A 17,705-nucleotide genomic window follows, 5' to 3' on the forward strand; every position below is an offset into this window, starting at 1 on the left:
TGAGACGTGCGCGCTCGTGTGCGAAGAACAGCAGGAGCATCGAAATGACAGGTCGGCGATGGTGGGATGCCGTCATCCCCGGCTTCACTGTCGTCATCGCTGCGATCGCTGTTCTTTTCCAGGGCGACCCAGACCAGCGTGACGTTGTTGTTGTTGCCCTGTCGTCGGTGCTTTTCGTGGGCAGTTACTTCGCGTTGGGGCGTGGCCTGCTGAGTTCGACTTCTCATGGCCGTGCCGCGCTGTTCTGCGGAGGTTTGTGCGTGGCACTTGTCGTGGGCATCGCAGCAGCTCCTTTCTTCGCCATTTTGCAGACCCTGGCCTACCCATTGGTGTGGGTCACCACCCGCTCTCGGGTAGGCGGCGCTCTTGGCTCGGCCGCTATTGGGCTGGCGGTCGTTTCGGGTTTCGCGGTGGGTGGCGGCTTCACCACCGCAGCACTGGCATCCGGGTTCGCGTCCGGCGGACTATCCGTGGTTTTCGCCATCGCGATGGGGCTCTGGATCACGAGCATCACCGAGTACGGGGCCGAGCGTGCTCGGCTTGTCGCCGAGCTCACGGAGGCGCAATCAGCCGTCGCTGCGCTCAATCACGACCGCGGCATCGCAGCTGAGCGTGAACGCATCGCCCGAGATATTCACGACACTCTTGCTCAAACTCTCGCGGGCCTCGTGCTGCTGAGCGAGCTCTCTTCACGCCACATTCGAGACGGCAAAGCGGATGCCGCAGCCAAAACGATCGAGACAGTCGAGCGAACAGCGCGCGAAGCGCTGAACGAATCGCGCGCATTGGTTGCACGAATGGCGGCTGTTCCCTCCGACGACGCCCTCGCCGCAGCGATCGAGCGTCTCGCGGAGAGATTCCGCACCGAGGTGGGATTGACGATCGATGTCTCAGTGGATGCGGGCGCTGCTCTGCCGCGCGACGGTCAAGTCGTATTGCTCCGCTGCCTACAAGAGGCGCTCGCAAACGTGCGAAAGCATGCGCAAGCAACTCTCGTGACGGTATCTCTCACCTCTGATGACGATGAGATTGTCATGTCGGTGTACGACGACGGGGTGGGCTTCGACTCATCCCGCGCGCGCACAGGCTTTGGGCTCGACGGCATCGTAGACCGAGTGGCTCTCGCGGGCGGTGCGGTCGCTATCGACTCAACGTCGGGATCGGGCACGCAATTGAACGTGAGGGTGCCGAAACAATGATTCGACTTCTGATTGCAGACGACCACCCCGTCGTTCGGGCGGGTCTTGCGGGCCTCTTCGGCAACGAGCCGGGGTTTGACGTTGTCGGCCAAGTCGCTGATGGCGCAGCAGCGGTAAAGCTCGCAGCCGAGACACGACCCGACGTTGTGCTTATGGATCTCCGGATGCCGGTGCTCGACGGCGTCGCAGCAACCGCCGAGATCGTGGCGCTTGGAGCGGATGCACCGCGAGTGCTCATTCTCACGACCTACGAATCAGACGATCAGATTCTCAGCGCGATCGAGGCAGGAGCTGCCGGATACCTGCTCAAAGCGGCACCGCAGGAAGAGATTGTCGCGGGCATCAGGTCTGTCGCACAGGGCCAGACGGCGCTATCGCCGCAGGTTGCCGCACGTTTGGTGCAGCGAATGCGTGTGCCCGTGGCATCCGTCTCGCTCACTGCCCGTGAAACCGAGGTTCTCCGCCTCGTCGCGCAGGGGCAGAGCAATAAACGAATCGGCGTGGAGCTTGGCATCGGAGAGTCAACGGTGAAGACACACCTGTTGCGAATCTTCGAGAAGCTGGGCGTCACAGATCGCACGCGCGCTGTCACTCTCGCCATGGAGCGCGGACTCCTGAAGTAAGAAGTCCGCGCCCCGTGGTGCGGCGGGTTACACCTCGACGAGGTAGCGCTCGTATGCGGTGAGGGTAAGGAAAGCCGGGAACTCCGGTCGCAATGCCACGTCGCGGAAGATCTGTGCCGCGTCGTCGAACCGATCACCGTCGAACCGCTCGGCACTCTGTAGAACCTGAGAGATGAGTTCTTCGATGTAGCCCACGGTGATCGCGGTGCCCTCTTGCGTTTTGCGATCCTGATGGATCCACTGCCACACCTGGGATCGTGAGATCTCAGCCGTTGCGGCATCTTCCATGAGATTGTCGATGGCGACGGCGCCGAGTCCGCGCAGCCACGCTTCGAGGTAGCGGATCGCGACAGACACATTTGCATGTACGCCGGCGGCCGTCACCGGCAGCCCAATGTGCACGTTGAGCAGATCTGCTGCCAGAACCTCAACGTCGTCGCGCTGACGATCGAGCTGGTTCGGGCGCTCGCCGAGCACAGCGTCGAACTCAGCCCGGGCGACCGGAATGAGGTCAGGATGTGCGACCCACGTGCCATCGAAACCGTCGCCCGCCTCGCGCTTCTTGTCTGCGGCAACCTTCTCGAATGCTTGGGCCGTCACCTCCGGATCGCGTCGGTTGGGAATGAACGCACTCATCCCACCGATCGCGAACGCACCCCGCTTGTGGCAGGTCTTCACGAGAAGGTCGGTGTATGCCCGCATGAACGGCACGGTCATCGTGACTTCGCTCCGGTCAGGCAAAACGAATCGAGCGCCGCGCCCGCGGTAGTTCTTGATGATCGAGAAGATGTAGTCCCAGCGCCCGGCGTTCAGCCCCGCGCAATGGGCGCGCAGCTCGAACAAGATCTCTTCCATCTCGAATGCGGCAGGCAGCGTCTCGATCAATACCGTCGCGCGGATCGTGCCGTGCGGAATATCGAGGTACTGCTCGCTGAAGGTGAAGACGTCATCCCACAGCTTCGCTTCCGCAGCGTTCTCGAGCTTCGCTATGTAGAAGTACGGGCCCGCACCGTTCGCGATCAACCGGGTTGCGTTGTGGAAGAAGTACAGCCCGAAATCAACGAGAGACCCGGATGCCGCGAGGCTCCGCCCCGTACGGTCCGTGTAGCTCATGTGCTTTTCGCCGAGGTGCCAGCCCCGGGGCCGCATCACAATCGTGGGGGTGTGCTCCGCGGTCACCTCGTAGCGCTTCCCGGCAGCGTTCGTGAAGCTCAGGGTGCCACGAATGGCATCGCGCAACGAGAGCTGACCGTCGATGACGTTCCTCCACGTGGGGCTCGTGGCATCCTCTTGGTCTGCAAGCCACACCTTCGCGCCAGAATTGAGCGCGTTGATGGTCATCTTTGGGTCGGTCGGACCCGTGATCTCAACGCGACGGTCTGTGAGGCCCGGGCCAGCACCCGCGACGCGCCACTCGGTGTCATCACGGATGTGCGCTGTGTCGTCGCGGAACTGAGGGTCGTGCCCGTTGCCGATTTCGAAACGGCGACGCTCGCGGTCGGCGAGGCGGTCGTGCCGGCGTCCGGCGAAGCGGTGATGCAGTTGCTCGAGGAACGAAATCGCTTCGGCGGTGAGGATCTCGTCGTAGCGCTCGCCGAGGTGCCCGAGCACTGTGATGCCCGATGCGGTGTGATGTGGAACGGGAGGAGCCGTCGTGAGAGTCATGTTCGTGCCTTTCCATCCAGGTTGCGTAAGAGTGAATATCCCTGCCGCCGAGGGGTCGCAACATGCCGTACTGGGGGCGGCGTTGCGATGGTGATGCGGCGTGTTGCGACCCTTCGGCAGCGGGGCAGGGGGTGTGGGGTCAGTGGAACTGTGCGGTTTCGGTTGAACCGGCGAGAGCGAGGGTCGTGCTCTCGGGGTTCAGGGCCGTCGAGATCGTGTCGAAGTAGCCCGTGCCGACCTCGCGCTGGTGCTTGGTGGCGGTGTAGCCCCGGGCCTCAGCAGCGAATTCGGCTTCTTGCAGGTCGACGTAAGCGCTCATCGCGTTCTGTGCGTAGCCAGCGGCAAGATCGAACATCGAGTAGTTGACGGCGTGGAAGCCCGCCAGAGTGATGAACTGGAACGCATAGCCGAGGGATGCCAACTCGGCTTGGAAGCTCGCAATCTGCGCATCGTCGAGATGACGCTTCCAGTTGAAACTCGGTGAGCAGTTGTACGCGAGCATCTTGCCCGGGAACTTCTCGTGAATCGCTGTGGCGAAGTCGCGAGCGAGTTCGATATCGGGCGCTCCGGTTTCGACCCACAGCAGATCGGCGTACGGTGCGAACGCAAGACCACGGCTGATGACGGCATCGAGTCCCGGCTTCACACGGTAGAAGCCTTCGCTTGTGCGTTCTCCGGTCGTGAATTCGCGGTCCCGGTCGTCGATGTCGCTTGTCAACAGGTCTGCAGCCAACGCATCCGTTCGCGCGATGATTACGGTGGGCACATCGGCGACGTCAGCTGCGAGCCGCGCCGCATTCAGCGTGCGGATGTGCTGGCGGGTCGGAACAAGAACCTTGCCACCGAGGTGTCCGCACTTCTTTTCGCTCGCCAATTGGTCTTCCCAGTGGATGCCGGCCGCACCCGCCTGAATGAGGGATTGTGCGAGCTCAAAGGCATTGAGCGGGCCGCCGAATCCTGCTTCGGCGTCGGCAACGATCGGAGCCATCCAGTCCTGGGAGATCGTGCCCTCGGCGTGCTCGAGCTGATCTTGACGCAGGAGCGCATTGTTGATGCGTCGAACGACAGCGGGGACCGAGTTTGCTGGATAGAGGCTCTGGTCGGGGTAAGTCTGACCCGCGAGGTTGCCGTCGGCTGCCACCTGCCACCCGGAGAGGTAGATCGCTTTGAGCCCTGCGCGCACCTGCTGCACTGCCTGGCCACCGGTGTAGGCGCCGAGTGCCCGAATGTAGTCCTCGGTGTGCAGGAGGTTCCAGAGGTTCTCCGCGCCGCGACGTGCGAGCGTGTTCTCTTCGCGAACCGATCCGCGTAGGCGGATGACATCTTCGGCGGTAAAGGTGCGTTCGACGCCATCCCAGCGCGGGTCGCTTTCCCACATGGCCGCGACTTCTGCTGCGGTCTGTGTCTGATCTCCCGCACGCAGCGGGGGCTGTCCAGGCGTGGCGTGGATCATGATGTCTTCCTCCATTGGATGCCGGAACTTTCTTGTCCCGTTGTTCGATGTGGCTCCACTCTGAGTCAAGTTCGACACTGTCCATGGCCAAATCCGGAGAGAATTTCACGCGTTTTTCACAAAATGTGACATACTCACCGCCATGACGATCGAAGAAGATCTCTCAGGCGCCGCGGAAACCGACGAGCCAGATGCTGACGCGCTGACGATTGGCCGCCGCATCCGTCAGCTGAGACTTGAACGCGGACTCACCCTTGACGCACTGGCACTCGCCGTGAAGCGCGTACCGAGCCAGCTGTCGATGATCGAAACCGGCAAGCGTGAGCCCAAGCTCACCCTGCTGCGTGAGATTGCGCATGCGCTCGAGGTTCCGATGGAGGCGCTTGTGCGAGCAGAGCCGCTCGACGAACGAGCGACGCTCGAGATCTCGTTAGAGCGGGCAATGCACAGTCAGACGTTCTCGGCGCTTGGGATTGCACCTTTTCGCATTGGAAAATCGGTGCCCAACGAGGCGATACGCACGATGCTCGCGCTCCAGGGTGAGATCGAACGCCTCCGGGATGAACGCTCGGCAACACCGGAAGAGGCGCGGCGCGCAAATGTCGAGCTGCGCCACCTCATGCGGCGGCAAGACAACTATTTCGATTCTCTTGAGACGACGGCGCGAGAGCTTCTTTCGGCGGTTGGGCATGCGGGCGGGCCGCTGACGCAGCGAACGGCCAGCGATATCGCCGCCCATCTCGGCTTCACGCTGCACTACGTGCCCGACCTGCCGCAAACCACGCGAAGTGTTGCTGATTTGAAGAATGGCCGACTTTACCTTTCGACCCGTGTGGCCAAATCTGATCCCCGCACAGCTGTATTGCAGGCGCTTTCGGCCCGAGTTCTGGGGCATACCGAGCCGTCAAGTTATGCGGACTTCTTGCGGCAAAGAGTGGAGACCAACTACCTCACGGGCGCGCTTTTGATTCCAGAAGCACACGTGGTCCCCGCGCTCATCGAAGCAAAAAAATCCAGATCCATTTCGATCGAAGATCTGCGCGATACCTATTCCGTTTCATACGAAACAGCCGCGCACAGGTTTACCAACCTTGCAACTGTGCACCTCGGCATCCCGGTGCACTTCCTCAAGGTGCACGAGTCGGGCACGATCACCAAGGCGTACGAGAACGATGACGTGAACTTTCCGAGCGACCGACTCGGGTCGATCGAAGGTCAGATGTGCTGCCGCAAATGGACGAGCCGAGTGGTCTTCGGTGAAGACGACAGATTCAATCCCTATTACCAATACACCGACACCGGAAACGGCACGTACTGGTGCACGGCCCGTGTTGAAGCATCGAGTGAGGGCGAGCACTCGGTAAGCGTTGGTGTGAGATTCGACGACACGAAGTGGTTCATTGGTCGAGATACTCCCAATCGAGGTGTGTCACGGCATTCGGTGGAGGCGTGCTGTCGACGGGCACCCATCGAGCTTGAGTCGACGTGGCGCGAAAATGCGTGGCCCAATGTGCGAACGCCGCGAACGTTGCTGGCAACTCTGCCGACCGGATCTTTCCCGGGCGTTGACTCAACCGATGTCTACGAGTTTCTTCAGGCGCACGCCCCGAGTTGACGTCTCACGTGGTTTCGCTGCCCGAGGCAGCCTCGAACGCTGCCCATAGCTCAGCGCGGGTCGCGAATTGAGAGAGATCCTTTTTGAGAACCTTCTCGGCTTGCACAATTCGCGCGCGCACGGTGTGTCGATGCACGTGCAGCACACGCGCTGTCGTTTCGTACGAGCAATCGTTCGCAAGCCACGCGCTTACAGCGCTTTCGAGCTCGGACCCTTCGCGTTCGTCGAAGGCCCGAAGCGGCGCCAGGGAGGCGTCGGCGAATGTTCGTGCATCGGCCGTGGCGAAAACTGAACGGATGCCGCCACGCGAAACCTCTGAGAACGTGCTTACCGGATCGTGACCGCGCTTTCGCGCAAGCAGCGCCTGGCTATAGCCCGTCGAAAAATCCTCCCAGTGTGCGTGCTCCGCAACTCCCAGTCGCACATCAAAAAGCTCCGTCATGTCGGCGAAGACAGCGTCATCCGCGCCCGCCCCAAGGATCAATACAAGTGCGTCGTCGCACCGTCCGAAGAACATCGCGCCTGCATGTTCCTCAGCACGCAACTCCAGCCACTCCGCCAGCGGAGAGATGGCGGCGGTCCCCGAGGACGCGATGGCGATACTCAGGGGAGGAGATGGAAGTGGTCCGAACACTTCACGGGCGAGTTTCATGGCGAGCGACGGGTTTTCTGCGCGCAGCGCCTGAAGGACTCCCGCGCGCAGTTGCGTCCTCGCACGCTGCAGGTTTTGCTGCTGCTCTAGAGCGAGGCCCGCCATCGCGACAACCGACGTCACCAAACCACGACCTTCCTGATCAAGGTCACCGCCCCCGATCGCGATGACGCCTCGGAGGCGGCCGCCGCGGCCGAGCGTCTGCAAGCTGAATGACGTCTGCTCGATACGAAGCGATGAGCCGGCACGAGCGTTCCTGCGAAGCACACTACGCACCTCATCGCCGAGAGAGGCAGCAGTGGACTCGGACAAACCTGCCTCAGGATGCTGACGGGCCAGACCTCCGCTGGCGTCGAAGAGTCCGACCCACGCGCCGAGCTGACGGGAGAGCTCGGCGAGAGTTGCGCCAAGGCCGTTTGGGCGGAGCGCGGCCAGCGAGATCGCACGCTGAGCTGACAGCGCCCACGACCTGCGTGCGTACGAAAGAGCAGCAATCGCTTCAGCATTCGCTCGGGCAATTGCGATGAATGGGGTGACGTAGGGCACTTCGAACAGCGGGATGCCGTGGGTTTCACACGCCTTGCGGAGTCGCTCGGGGATTCCTTCCCGCACCACTTCTGTACCAAAACCGAGGGCCACGACTCCTCGCCGCTGCAGCCGGATCACGTAGTCGTCGAACGAGGTGGGATTCTCATCGTTGAATTGGGTTCCTGTCGTCAGCAGAGCGAGACCGTCCGACAGGAAGGGCGTCGGGTCCGCGAGATCTGAGCTGTGGACCCAGCGAATCTCTCGCTCAAGTGCCTCGGGCGGCAAGCCTTCACGTGAAGATGCCAGCCGAAGTCGAAGATCGGCGCGACGAAGGAGCGCGCTGAGAGTCGGCTTGTCGGTGGTGGCGTCTCCGGTGTCGCTCATGTACATCCCGTCTACTTCTATGGGGCACACTGTACAGCGCGGTGAGTGCGGCGTGACGAATTCACTTCTACGCTCTCGGCCATGAGCATCACCAACGCGCTGCCCGTCGCTATCAGTGGCGGTCCTGATCTGCCGCAGCGACGGCACCTCACCACCGTCATCCCGGGGCCGTTGTCTCAAGAGCTGCTCGCGCGTAAAGCCGAGGCAGTTCCCTCTGGGGTGGGGCACACGGTGCCGATTGCTGCCGTAGCGGCCGGCGGGGGTGTCGTTATAGACGCCGACGGCAACAGCTTCATCGATCTCGGGTCCGGTATCGCCGTCACGACGGTCGGAAACGCTCATCCTGCTGTCGTTGCGGCTGTGCAAGAGCAGGTGGCACGGTTTACGCATACCTGCTTCATGATCTCGCCCTACGAGTCCTACGTTGCCGTCGCCGAGGCGCTCAACCGGCTGACCCCGGGGCAACATCCTAAAAAAACGGCGTTGTTCAACTCCGGCGCAGAAGCGGTCGAAAACGCGGTGAAAATCGCCCGTAAACACACCGGAAAGCAGGCGGTTGTCGCGTTCGACAACGCGTATCACGGCCGAACGAATCTCACGATGGCCCTGACCGCGAAGTCGATGCCCTACAAGAGCGGGTTCGGCCCATTCGCCGGCGAGATCTATCGCGCACCGACGTCTTACCCGTATCGGGACGGACTGGGCGGACCGGATGCCGCGAAACGAGCGATCTCTCTCATCGAGAAGCAGGTGGGGGCAGAAAATCTCGCCGCGATCATCATCGAGCCCATTCAGGGCGAGGGCGGCTTCATCGTTCCTGCCGACGGTTTTCTGCCGGCACTCGTGGCGTGGTGCCGAGAGAACGATGTTGTTTTCATTGCGGACGAAGTGCAGACGGGCTTTGCTCGCTCCGGCAGCATGTTCGCAAGCTCTGGCTTCGGAATAGTGCCCGACCTCGTCACAACAGCAAAGGGTCTTGCTGCCGGGTTGCCCCTGGCTGCAGTTACGGGCCGAGCAGAGATCATGGATGCCTCGCACTCGGGTGGGCTGGGTGGCACATACGGCGGCAACCCGATTGCGTGTGCCGCCGCGCTCGCCGCAATCGACGTTTACGAGAACGACGGGCTCATCGAGCGCGCAGTCGATGTCGAGAAAATCCTGTTCTCGCGGCTGGAAGAACTTCGATCGCGGGATGCGCGGATCGGTGATGTGCGGGGCCGCGGTGCCATGGTGGCAATCGAGCTGGTGCATTCCGGCACGAGCGAGCCCGACAGTGCCCTCGCCGCAGCGATCGCCCGGGCGTGCATCGCCGCCGGCGTGATCGTGCTGACGTGCGGCACTTACGGCAACGTCATCCGCTTCTTGCCACCGTTGTCGATCGGCGACGAGCTGTTACACGAGGGCCTTGATGTCGTGGCCGAAGCGATGGCGACAATCTGATGAACGCTGAGACAAAGGAGTCGATGATGGCCGAGATCAACCGAGACGTGGTGGTCGTGGGAGCGGGAGCTGCGGGGCTGACTGCGGCGAACGACCTTCGGAAAGCGGGGGTGTCGGTGGCTGTTCTCGAATCGCGCGATCGTGTGGGCGGGCGGCTATGGACCGATGTTATCGGTGGCACCATGCTCGAGCTCGGCGGGCAGTGGGTCTCGCCCGATCAAGATGCGTTGATCGACACTGTCGCCGAACTTGGTCTCGAGACATTCAGCCGTTATCGAGAAGGCGAAAGCGTCTATATCGGGCCGGGCGGAAGCCTCACGCGGTTCACCGGAGATATCTTTCCCGTGGCCCCTGAGACTGAAAAAGTCATGGTTGATCTCATCGACCGACTCGATGTGATGGTTGCTCAGATGGACCCCGATCGCCCTTGGGAGCATCCTGACGCTGGGGCGCTCGATCGAGTGTCTTTCGAAGCGTGGTTGCGACAGCAGACGGACGATGAAGAAGCCGCCGACAACATCGCCCTCTTCATTGCCGGTGCCATGCTCACGAAGCCGCCGCACGCATTTTCGGCTCTGCAAGCTCTCCTTATGGCGGCGAGCGCCGGGAGCTTCACGAATCTCGTTGATGCCGACTTCATCCTCGATAAACGAGTCGTTGGGGGACTGCAGCAGGTGCCGCTGCTGCTGGCAGAACGTCTCGGCGACGACGTGTTCCTCGGCCAGCCGGTGCGGAGCCTCGAGTGGGGAGCCCACGGCGTGACGGCGGTGTCTGATGGCGTCACCGTCCACGCTCGGGCCGCGGTGCTCGCGGTTCCGCCGGTCCTCTACAGTCGGATCTCTTTCGTGCCGGCGCTCCCTCGACTGCAGCACCAGATGCACCAGCACCTATCGATGGGCTTCGTTATCAAGGTCCATGCCGTATATGACCGCCCGTTCTGGCGAGAGCAGGGGCTGTCGGGAACCGCATTCAGTCCCTACGAGATTTCGCACGAGGCATATGACAACACCAATCACGGCGACGAGCGCGGCACCCTCGTCGGGTTCGTTTCCGACCGACATGCTGATGACCTGTTTCGTCTGAGCGCGACTGAGCGGAAGGAACGAATCCTCGAGTCGCTCTCTCACTATTACGGCGAAGAGGCGAAATCTCCCGTCGTCTACTACGAAAGCGACTGGGGCACCGAAGAGTGGACCCGCGGCGCATACGCGGCAAGCTTCGACCTTGGCGGATTGCACCGCTACGGTGCTGATCTTCGAACCGCGGTTGGCCCGATTCACTTCGCATGCAGCGATCTTGCCGGGGCCGGCTACCAGCATGTTGATGGTGCAATTCGCATGGGACATCTAGTGGCAAGCCAAATTGTCGAGCAGGTGCGGTCGTGAGCCGCGCGATTGTGGTGGGCTACACAGCGACCGACGCGGGTGCGGATGCTCTCGCGCTGGGTGCCCGGATCGCCGTGGCAAGCGGTGGTGTGCTCGAAATTGTGATCGTGCTGCCATCCGATGATCGCAGTGTCATCACCCCTCCCGACGCGGGCTTTGATCGCCACCTTCGCGAAGTCGCACGTCAGTGGCTGATAACCGCAGCAGAAACCGTGAAGGATGCTGTTTCGCACAATGGGCATGTCAGGTATGGCGAGTCGTTCGCTGAGGGTTTGATTGCCGCAGCTGATGAATTCGACGCGGGCTACATCGTTGTCGGTGCCGGAAGCGGAGGGCTGCGTGGCAGACATCGGCTCGGCACGGTGGCCTCAGAGCTACTGCACTCGTCGGATGTTCCGGTGGTTCTCGCACCCGAAGGCTCCCGCGCGACGCCTCCTGGAGAACTCATTTCACGAGTGACGGCGGCTGTGGGCACCCGCCCCGGCGCCGACGCGTTGCTTGCCGAGGCGGTTGCGCTTGCAACCGGCACTGGGGCAAGTCTCCGACTGATATCGCTCGCGACAGTGGATATGCCGACCGGCACCGATACCGGTGCAATTCGGCTCACGGGGGCCTCTCACGCACACGACGTGCTCGCTCAGGCACGCGACCAGTTGCCTCGCGTCATCGATGCCCAGGTTCTTGTCGGCACCGGCGAAAGCATAGAAGACGCTGTGCAGGAGGTCGGGTGGGACCCGGGCGAGATCGTGATGGTCGGCTCAAGTCGTCTCGCGCAGCCACGGCGGCTCTTTCTCGGTTCAACTGCGGCAAAAATGCTGCACGTTCTTTCGGTACCCCTGATTGTCGTGCCACGCACGCGTGCAACGGATGGAGCACGGCAATGAGCGCTCCAGAGCAAAAAGCACCCGCAGGTGAACCTGTCACAGGAGGGCTGTCATCGAAAGGTTTGAGTGCTGGCACTGTCGGCCTCATCGGGGCTGTGGTGATCGGCATTTCATGTATCGCTCCGGCGTACACCTTGACGGCGGCGCTTGGACCGACGGTATCGGCGGTCGGTGTGCAGGTGCCCGCCATCATCCTTGTCGGGTTCATTCCGATGCTTCTCGTCGCTTTCGGCTATCGAGAGCTGAATAATCGGATGCCTGACTCTGGCACTTCCTTCACCTGGGCGACGCGGGCTTTCGGCCCCTGGATCGGCTGGATGGCTGGGTGGGGTCTGATCGCTGCGACGATTCTCGTGCTGTCGAATCTCGCGGGTATTGCTGTCGACTTTCTTTTTCTGTTGATCGCACAGCTCACTGGCAACGATTCAATTGCCGACCTCGCGTCGAATCCGTTCATCAACGTCACGGTGTGCTTACTTTTCATGCTCGGCGCGACGATGATCTCCTACCGAGATATGCAGACGACGCAGAAGCTGCAGTACGTACTCGTGAGCTTCCAAGTGGTCATTCTGATTCTGTTCGCAATCGCTGCAATCGTGGCTACTGCGAACGGCAATGGATTCGATCCGACGCCCGTTGACTGGTCGTGGTTCAATCCGTTCGCTGTGTCGTCGTTCAGTGCTTTCGCCGCAGGACTTTCACTATCGATCTTCATTTTTTGGGGATGGGATGTCACCCTCACCATGAATGAGGAGACAAAGGATCCCGACAAGACGCCCGGGCGTGCGGCAACGTTGACCGTTGTTGCGATCGTCACGCTCTACCTGCTTCTTGCCGTGTCGCTCATCATGTTCGCCGGGGCGGGCACGGGGGAGTACGGGCTCGGCAATCCCGACATTCAAGACAACGTGTTCTTCCACCTGTCGGGGCCGATCCTCGGGCCGCTTGCCGCGCTCGTTTCGTTGGCCGTGCTCACGAGTTCGGCTTCGAGTTTGCAATCGACGTTCGTTTCACCGGCACGAACGCTGCTGGCGATGGGGCACTATGGCGCGCTACCGAAGCGCTTTGCTGCGGTGCACCCGAGGTTCTTCACGCCTGGCTTCGCGACGATCATCTCGGCTGTTGTCGCATCGCTCTTTTATGCGGTCATGCGATTTGTCAGTGAGAACGTGCTGTGGGACACCATCACGGCGCTCGGCATGATGATCTGTTTCTACTACGGCATCACCGCCTTCGCCTGCGTCTGGTACTTCCGTAAGCAGTGGTTCGACTCGGTGCGTAACGTCTTTTTCACTTTCTTGTTCCCGCTCATCGGCGGCATGATCCTGGCAGTACTGTTCGTGACGACGCTCGTTGACTCGATGAACCCCGACTACGGCAGCGGCTCGAGCATCTTTGGACTTGGTCTGGTGTTCGTGCTTGGGGTGACCGTGATCGGAATCGGCATCGTCATCATGATCTGGCAGGCAGTAAAGCACCCTGCCTTCTTCAAAGGCGAGACGCTTTCAGTGGACGCGCCCGACACACTTCGCCTACCTCGTCGCAAGTCAGCGTAAGAACCACAACGGAGATATTGGAGCGCACATGAATGAATATTCGGTTGTGAACCCATCGACCGGGCAGACTTTGGCCCAGTACGACACACTCACTGACGTTGCGGTCGTAGAGAAGATCAAAACTGCAGATGCTGCCTACCGGGCCTGGCGTACTATCCCCGTTGTAGAACGCGCCGCGGTGCTGCGACGGGCAGCTGAGCTGCATCGTGAGCGCCGTGACGACCTGGCTGCGATCATCGTCCGCGAGATGGGAAAACCGATGGAAGCGGCCCTCGGCGAAGTCGATTTCGCCGCAGACATCACCGAGTTCTATGCCGACCAGGCGGAACTGATCAACGCGGATCAGCCACTTGACATTCTCGGCGAGGGATCAGCACTTATTCGGCGCGCGCCGCTGGGCGTACTGCTCGGGATCATGCCGTGGAACTTTCCGTACTACCAAGTGGCGAGATTTGCGGCGCCCAATCTAGTGCTGGGCAACACGATTTTGCTTAAACACGCTCCGCAGTGCCCCGAGTCCGCTGCGGCTATCGAGCAGATCTATCTCGATGCTGGGGCACCGGAGGGTGCATATGTGAATCTCTACGTCACGAATGAACAAGCGGCCGATGTCATTGCAGACCCGCGAGTTCAGGGTGTCTCGGTGACAGGGTCGGAACGTGCTGGGTCGGCGGTTGCTGAGCTTGCCGGGAGACACCTAAAGAAGGTCGCTCTGGAACTCGGCGGGTCAGATCCGTTCATCGTACTTTCGACTGAGGATCTAGATGCCACGGTCACGGCGGCAGTCGACGGTCGCATGGATAACAACGGCCAGTCGTGCAATGCGCCGAAACGCTTCATCGTGGTTGACGAGCTCTACGACGCCTTTGTCGAAAAATTCGCCGCAGTGATGCAGTCATGCAAGATGGGAGACCCGTTTGACCCCGACACTGTCCTCGGCCCGCTTTCATCTCTGACGGCAGCCGAGCGGCTCGAGGAGCAGGTAAACAGAGCTGTCGCTCAGGGCGCGACTCTCGTGGTGGGCGGGCATCGCGATGGGGCATTCTTCGAACCCACAGTGCTCACAGGAGTAAGTGAGCACATGGATGCCTATCGCGAAGAGTTCTTCGGACCCGTTGGGGTCGTGTACCGAGTCGCCGACGAAGACAGCGCGATTCGGATCGCAAACGACACGCCGTTCGGGCTTGGTTCCTATCTGTTCACGACAGATTCTGACCAGGCGGATCGGGTTGCTGACCGGATCGAGGCCGGAATGGTCTTTGTCAACTGCGTGCTCGCAGACTCGCCAGAGCTTCCGTTTGGGGGAGTGAAGAGATCGGGGACGGGTCGTGAAATGGGGCTTCTCGCCGCCGACGAGTTCGTAAACAAGAAGCTCATCCGAGTCGCACCAAAGCCGGTCTAGATGGTCGATGTGTTTTCGAAGCCTGCGCTCGGAGTTCGCCTGTCGCAGTGCCATGCCGTACACTTGAAGGTGCAGTAGAAGTCTGCATTCTTTTGCCGTGCCCGCGCTTCGAAGTGTTTTTCGAATCGTGTAGCGGCGGTGGGTGCAGGTTCCCTGGGGCCTTCCGGTCTCTAGGGCGGTAGCTCAATTGGCAGAGCAGCGGTCTCCAAAACCGCAGGTTGCAGGTTCGATTCCTGTCCGCCCTGCGCGTCAGCGAATGCTGGCACACAGTGAATGATTCAGGTGGGTTGATGGTCCAGGACGAGCAGAAGGGCGAGGCTGTCGCGAAACGCGATGCCCCGCGCGAGAAGAAGCCGAACTTCTTCCAGCGCATCGTCATTTTCATCCGCCAGGTCTTTGCCGAGCTCCGCAAGGTGGTTACACCTACGCGCCAGGAGCTCCTGAAGTTCACCGGCGTTGTGTTGGCGTTCGTTGTGGTCATGATGGCCCTCGTGTACGGACTTGACCTCCTTTTTGTCTGGGTGACGACCGTCGTCTTCGGTACGCCGGGAGGCGTGGCCTAAAAAGCTCCGCGGTAGCGGGAGTCAACTCCCGTGACCACGAATGGAAGTGAACTTAATTGTCTGAAAGATATGTCGATGACGCCGATTGGGCGCCGACTGCCGAGCAGTCCAGCGAGGACGACGAAGCTCAAGAGGGAAACATCCTCGCGGTAGAAGAGCGCGCCTCCGAGGCTGCTGAGCACGTCGCTGTCCACGAGATTTCTGAGGACGGCGAAGACGAAAGTGACGACAAGGAGTTGGACGACATCGAGATCAACGACCCCGAAGCCGACCGCATCGTGAACGATGCTCTTGAGATCGACGAGACGGCTGAGGTTGAGGCTGCCGCTGATGTCCTCACCGACGCGCAAGCCGAAGACGAGGCCGAAGCTGAGGCAGAAGCCGCCGACGAAGTGACGCCCTACGACGGGCCTGAGCCCGAAGCGGATGATGAAGACATCGATCCGTTCGAGGCCTTCCGCACCGAGCTTCGCTCGCTGCCTGGAAAGTGGTACGTGCTTCACTCCTACGCCGGTTTCGAGCGCAAGGTGAAAGCCAACATCGAGCAGCGTAAATCAACGCTCGAGGTTGAAGACGACATTTATCAGATCGAGGTCCCGATGGAGGACGTCGTCGAGATCAAGAATGGCCAGCGCAAGATGGTCACTCGCGTTCGGATCCCCGGCTACGTGCTCGTTCGTATGGAGCTCAACGAAGACACCTGGTCTGTTGTGCGTCACACTCCCGGTGTGACCGGCTTTGTCGGTAACGCCCACAATCCCACTCCGCTTCGATTTGAAGAAGCCTTCAACATGTTGAAGAGCCTCGTTGAAGTCAAGGAAGCTGCACCGACAAAGGCGGGTGCTGCAAAGGGCGCTCCGGTGACCGCACGCAGCATCGTGACCGAGGTCGACTTCGAAATCGGTGAGACGATCACGATCAAGGAAGGTTCGTTCGCGGGTCTTCCTGGTTCGATCAGCGAGATCAAGCCGGAAAGCGGCAAGCTCACGGTTCTCGTTTCGCTCTTCGAGCGTGAGACTCCGGTTGAGCTCTCGTTCGATCAGGTAACGAAGCAGAACTGACGAATCTCCCATAAACCACCGCGGTCCGGATAAGCCGGAGCTGCGGGAGAACCGAAGCGATACGCGCCCGGTTCGACGAAAGGAAAAAGAATGGCACCGAAGAAGAAGGTGACCGGCCTGATCAAACTTCAGATCAAGGCTGGTGCTGCCAACCCGGCGCCGCCGATCGGGCCTGCGCTCGGTCAGCACGGCGTTAACATCATGGAGTTCTGCAAGGCGTACAACGCCGCGACCGAGTCGCAGCGTGGCAACGTCATCCCCGTAGAGATCACTGTCTACGAGGACCGCAGCTTCACGTTCATCCTGAAGACCCCGCCGGCAGCGGAACTCATCAAGAAGGCCGCAGGCCTCCAGAAGGGGTCCGCAACGCCCCACACCGTGAAGGTGGGCAAGCTCACCAAGGACCAGGTCCGCGAAATCGCTGAAGCGAAGCAGCCCGACTTGAACGCGAATGACATCGAGGCTGCCTCGAAGATCATCGCCGGCACCGCCCGTTCCATGGGCATCACGGTTGAGGGCTGAGGGAGATAACGACTATGGCTACCAAGTCCAAGGCCTACGAGGCCGCCGCTGCGAAAATCGCAGCTGACAAGTTCTACACACCGACCGAAGCCGTCGCCCTGGCGAAAGAAACCGGTTCGGCTAAGTTCGACTCGACCGTCGAGGTCGCGCTCAAGCTCGCTGTTGACCCCCGTAAGGCAGACCAGATGGTGCGCGGCACCGTCATCCTGCCGCACGGTACGGGTAAGACTGCTCGCGTCATCGTCTTCGCGACGGGCCCGGCAGCCGAGGCAGCTATCGCTGCTGGTGCTGATGAGGTCGGTGGAGCCGAGCTCATCCAGAAGGTCGCGGATGGCTACACGTCGTTCGACGCTGCCGTATCGACCCCCGAGCTCATGGGCCAGGTCGGTCGTTTGGGTAAGGTTCTCGGACCCCGCGGCCTGATGCCGAACCCGAAGACCGGAACTGTCACGCCCAACGCTGCCAAGGCAGTTGAGGACATCAAGGGTGGAAAGATCGAATTCCGCGTCGACAAGCACGCCAACGTGCACTTCGTCGTCGGCAAGGCATCTTTCACGGCTGAGCAGCTCGATGAGAACATCACTGTTGCGCTTGACGAGATCGTTCGTCTCAAGCCTTCCAGCTCTAAGGGCCGCTACATCCAGAAGGGTGCTGTGTCGACGACGTTCGGTCCCGGTATCCCGTTGGACGTCAACGGTCTCTGATCTATCCCAGATCACGTCACGAAACGAAGGGGCTCCACCGTGAGGTGGGGCCCCTTCGTCGTTGCTGCA

General features: G+C 61.1%; 15 protein-coding genes and 1 tRNA gene. 13 read left to right on the forward strand and 3 right to left on the reverse strand.

Annotated features, from left to right (window positions below; translation table 11 throughout):
• Positions 1 to 44 precede the first annotated feature (44 nt).
• Together FHS06_RS07845 and FHS06_RS07850 are read left to right on the forward strand one after the other, a co-directional pair.
• Entirely contained in the window at positions 45 to 1,199 is a 1,155-nt protein-coding gene (locus FHS06_RS07845) for a sensor histidine kinase (protein WP_167048169.1), read from the forward strand.
• Complete coding sequence (locus FHS06_RS07850; RefSeq protein ID WP_167048172.1) at positions 1,196 to 1,822, forward strand: response regulator; 627 nt, start codon at positions 1,196 to 1,198, stop codon at positions 1,820 to 1,822. Before FHS06_RS07845 ends, FHS06_RS07850 begins: the two co-directional genes overlap by 4 nt.
• Positions 1,823 to 1,849: 27 nt before the next feature.
• Here FHS06_RS07850 and aceB read toward each other — a convergent pair whose 3' ends face one another.
• Complete coding sequence (gene aceB / locus FHS06_RS07855; RefSeq protein ID WP_167048175.1) at positions 1,850 to 3,487, reverse strand: malate synthase A; 1,638 nt, start codon at positions 3,485 to 3,487, stop codon at positions 1,850 to 1,852.
• Between the two features lie 139 nt (positions 3,488 to 3,626).
• On the reverse strand, positions 3,627 to 4,940 hold the full coding sequence (aceA, locus tag FHS06_RS07860) for an isocitrate lyase (RefSeq protein ID WP_167048178.1): 1,314 nt from the start codon (positions 4,938 to 4,940) through the stop codon (positions 3,627 to 3,629).
• A gap of 142 nt (positions 4,941 to 5,082) precedes the next feature.
• Between aceA and FHS06_RS07865 the strand changes: the two genes are divergently transcribed.
• Complete coding sequence (locus FHS06_RS07865) at positions 5,083 to 6,555, forward strand: helix-turn-helix transcriptional regulator (RefSeq protein WP_167048181.1); 1,473 nt, start codon at positions 5,083 to 5,085, stop codon at positions 6,553 to 6,555.
• A 4-nt stretch (positions 6,556 to 6,559) separates the two neighbouring features.
• On the opposite strand, the gene FHS06_RS07870 is transcribed toward FHS06_RS07865, so the two are convergent.
• Positions 6,560 to 8,119, reverse strand: a complete 1,560-nt coding sequence (locus tag FHS06_RS07870; protein ID WP_167048184.1) for a PucR family transcriptional regulator — start codon at positions 8,117 to 8,119, stop codon at positions 6,560 to 6,562.
• An 81-nt stretch (positions 8,120 to 8,200) separates the two neighbouring features.
• Here FHS06_RS07870 and gabT point away from each other — a divergent pair, with 81 nt between their 5' ends.
• The 10 genes from gabT (at position 8,201) to rplA (ending at position 17,636) form a co-directional block, all read left to right on the forward strand.
• Positions 8,201 to 9,559 carry a 4-aminobutyrate--2-oxoglutarate transaminase gene (gene gabT / locus FHS06_RS07875; protein ID WP_167048187.1) on the forward strand — a complete coding sequence of 453 codons (1,359 nt, stop codon included), beginning with the start codon at positions 8,201 to 8,203 and terminating at the stop codon, positions 9,557 to 9,559.
• 26 nt (positions 9,560 to 9,585) lie between these two features.
• Positions 9,586 to 10,944 carry a flavin monoamine oxidase family protein gene (locus tag FHS06_RS07880; protein WP_167050203.1) on the forward strand — a complete coding sequence of 453 codons (1,359 nt, stop codon included), beginning with the start codon at positions 9,586 to 9,588 and terminating at the stop codon, positions 10,942 to 10,944.
• On the forward strand, positions 10,941 to 11,828 hold the full coding sequence (locus FHS06_RS07885) for a universal stress protein (protein ID WP_167048190.1): 888 nt from the start codon (positions 10,941 to 10,943) through the stop codon (positions 11,826 to 11,828). Before FHS06_RS07880 ends, FHS06_RS07885 begins: the two co-directional genes overlap by 4 nt.
• A complete protein-coding gene (locus FHS06_RS07890) occupies positions 11,825 to 13,384 on the forward strand; it encodes an APC family permease (protein ID WP_167048193.1) in 1,560 nt (519 codons plus the stop codon). Before FHS06_RS07885 ends, FHS06_RS07890 begins: the two co-directional genes overlap by 4 nt.
• Before the next feature lie 28 nt (positions 13,385 to 13,412).
• The gene (locus FHS06_RS07895) at positions 13,413 to 14,786 is read left to right on the forward strand and encodes an NAD-dependent succinate-semialdehyde dehydrogenase (protein ID WP_167048196.1); all 1,374 of its coding nucleotides are present in this window, start codon (positions 13,413 to 13,415) and stop codon (positions 14,784 to 14,786) included.
• A 172-nt stretch (positions 14,787 to 14,958) separates the two neighbouring features.
• Positions 14,959 to 15,031: transfer RNA gene (locus FHS06_RS07900), tRNA-Trp, on the forward strand.
• Between the two features lie 45 nt (positions 15,032 to 15,076).
• Positions 15,077 to 15,349 carry a preprotein translocase subunit SecE gene (gene secE / locus FHS06_RS07905; protein WP_167050205.1) on the forward strand — a complete coding sequence of 91 codons (273 nt, stop codon included), beginning with the start codon at positions 15,077 to 15,079 and terminating at the stop codon, positions 15,347 to 15,349.
• 56 nt (positions 15,350 to 15,405) lie between these two features.
• Positions 15,406 to 16,410, forward strand: coding sequence for a transcription termination/antitermination protein NusG (nusG, locus tag FHS06_RS07910; protein WP_167048199.1), 1,005 nt, complete (start codon positions 15,406 to 15,408; stop codon positions 16,408 to 16,410).
• A gap of 90 nt (positions 16,411 to 16,500) precedes the next feature.
• Positions 16,501 to 16,932: a 50S ribosomal protein L11 gene (gene rplK / locus FHS06_RS07915; protein ID WP_165141518.1), complete on the forward strand. Its 432-nt coding sequence runs from the start codon at positions 16,501 to 16,503 to the stop codon at positions 16,930 to 16,932.
• 14 nt (positions 16,933 to 16,946) lie between these two features.
• Positions 16,947 to 17,636 carry a 50S ribosomal protein L1 gene (gene rplA, locus FHS06_RS07920; protein ID WP_165141520.1) on the forward strand — a complete coding sequence of 230 codons (690 nt, stop codon included), beginning with the start codon at positions 16,947 to 16,949 and terminating at the stop codon, positions 17,634 to 17,636.
• The last annotated feature ends 69 nt before the right edge of the window (positions 17,637 to 17,705 follow it).

The sequence above is a fragment of the Microbacterium halimionae genome (genome assembly GCF_011761265.1).
In the GTDB taxonomy this organism is placed as follows: domain Bacteria; phylum Actinomycetota; class Actinomycetes; order Actinomycetales; family Microbacteriaceae; genus Microbacterium; species Microbacterium halimionae.

Bases quoted from the DNA above. Each gene is read 5' to 3' on its own strand.
- rplA (WP_165141520.1), top strand. From the start codon at position 16,947: ATGGCTACCAAGTCCAAGGCCTACGAGGCCGCCGCTGCGAAAATCGCA.
- FHS06_RS07850 (WP_167048172.1), top strand. From the start codon at position 1,196: ATGATTCGACTTCTGATTGCAGACGACCACCCCGTCGTTCGGGCGGGT.
- rplK (WP_165141518.1), top strand. From the start codon at position 16,501: ATGGCACCGAAGAAGAAGGTGACCGGCCTGATCAAACTTCAGATCAAG.
- secE (WP_167050205.1), top strand. From the start codon at position 15,077: ATGGTCCAGGACGAGCAGAAGGGCGAGGCTGTCGCGAAACGCGATGCC.
- FHS06_RS07870 (WP_167048184.1), bottom strand. From the start codon at position 8,119: ATGAGCGACACCGGAGACGCCACCACCGACAAGCCGACTCTCAGCGCG.
- FHS06_RS07895 (WP_167048196.1), top strand. From the start codon at position 13,413: ATGAATGAATATTCGGTTGTGAACCCATCGACCGGGCAGACTTTGGCC.
- aceB (WP_167048175.1), bottom strand. From the start codon at position 3,487: ATGACTCTCACGACGGCTCCTCCCGTTCCACATCACACCGCATCGGGC.
- gabT (WP_167048187.1), top strand. From the start codon at position 8,201: ATGAGCATCACCAACGCGCTGCCCGTCGCTATCAGTGGCGGTCCTGAT.
- FHS06_RS07890 (WP_167048193.1), top strand. From the start codon at position 11,825: ATGAGCGCTCCAGAGCAAAAAGCACCCGCAGGTGAACCTGTCACAGGA.
- aceA (WP_167048178.1), bottom strand. From the start codon at position 4,940: ATGATCCACGCCACGCCTGGACAGCCCCCGCTGCGTGCGGGAGATCAG.
- FHS06_RS07880 (WP_167050203.1), top strand. From the start codon at position 9,586: ATGGCCGAGATCAACCGAGACGTGGTGGTCGTGGGAGCGGGAGCTGCG.
- FHS06_RS07865 (WP_167048181.1), top strand. From the start codon at position 5,083: ATGACGATCGAAGAAGATCTCTCAGGCGCCGCGGAAACCGACGAGCCA.
- FHS06_RS07845 (WP_167048169.1), top strand. From the start codon at position 45: ATGACAGGTCGGCGATGGTGGGATGCCGTCATCCCCGGCTTCACTGTC.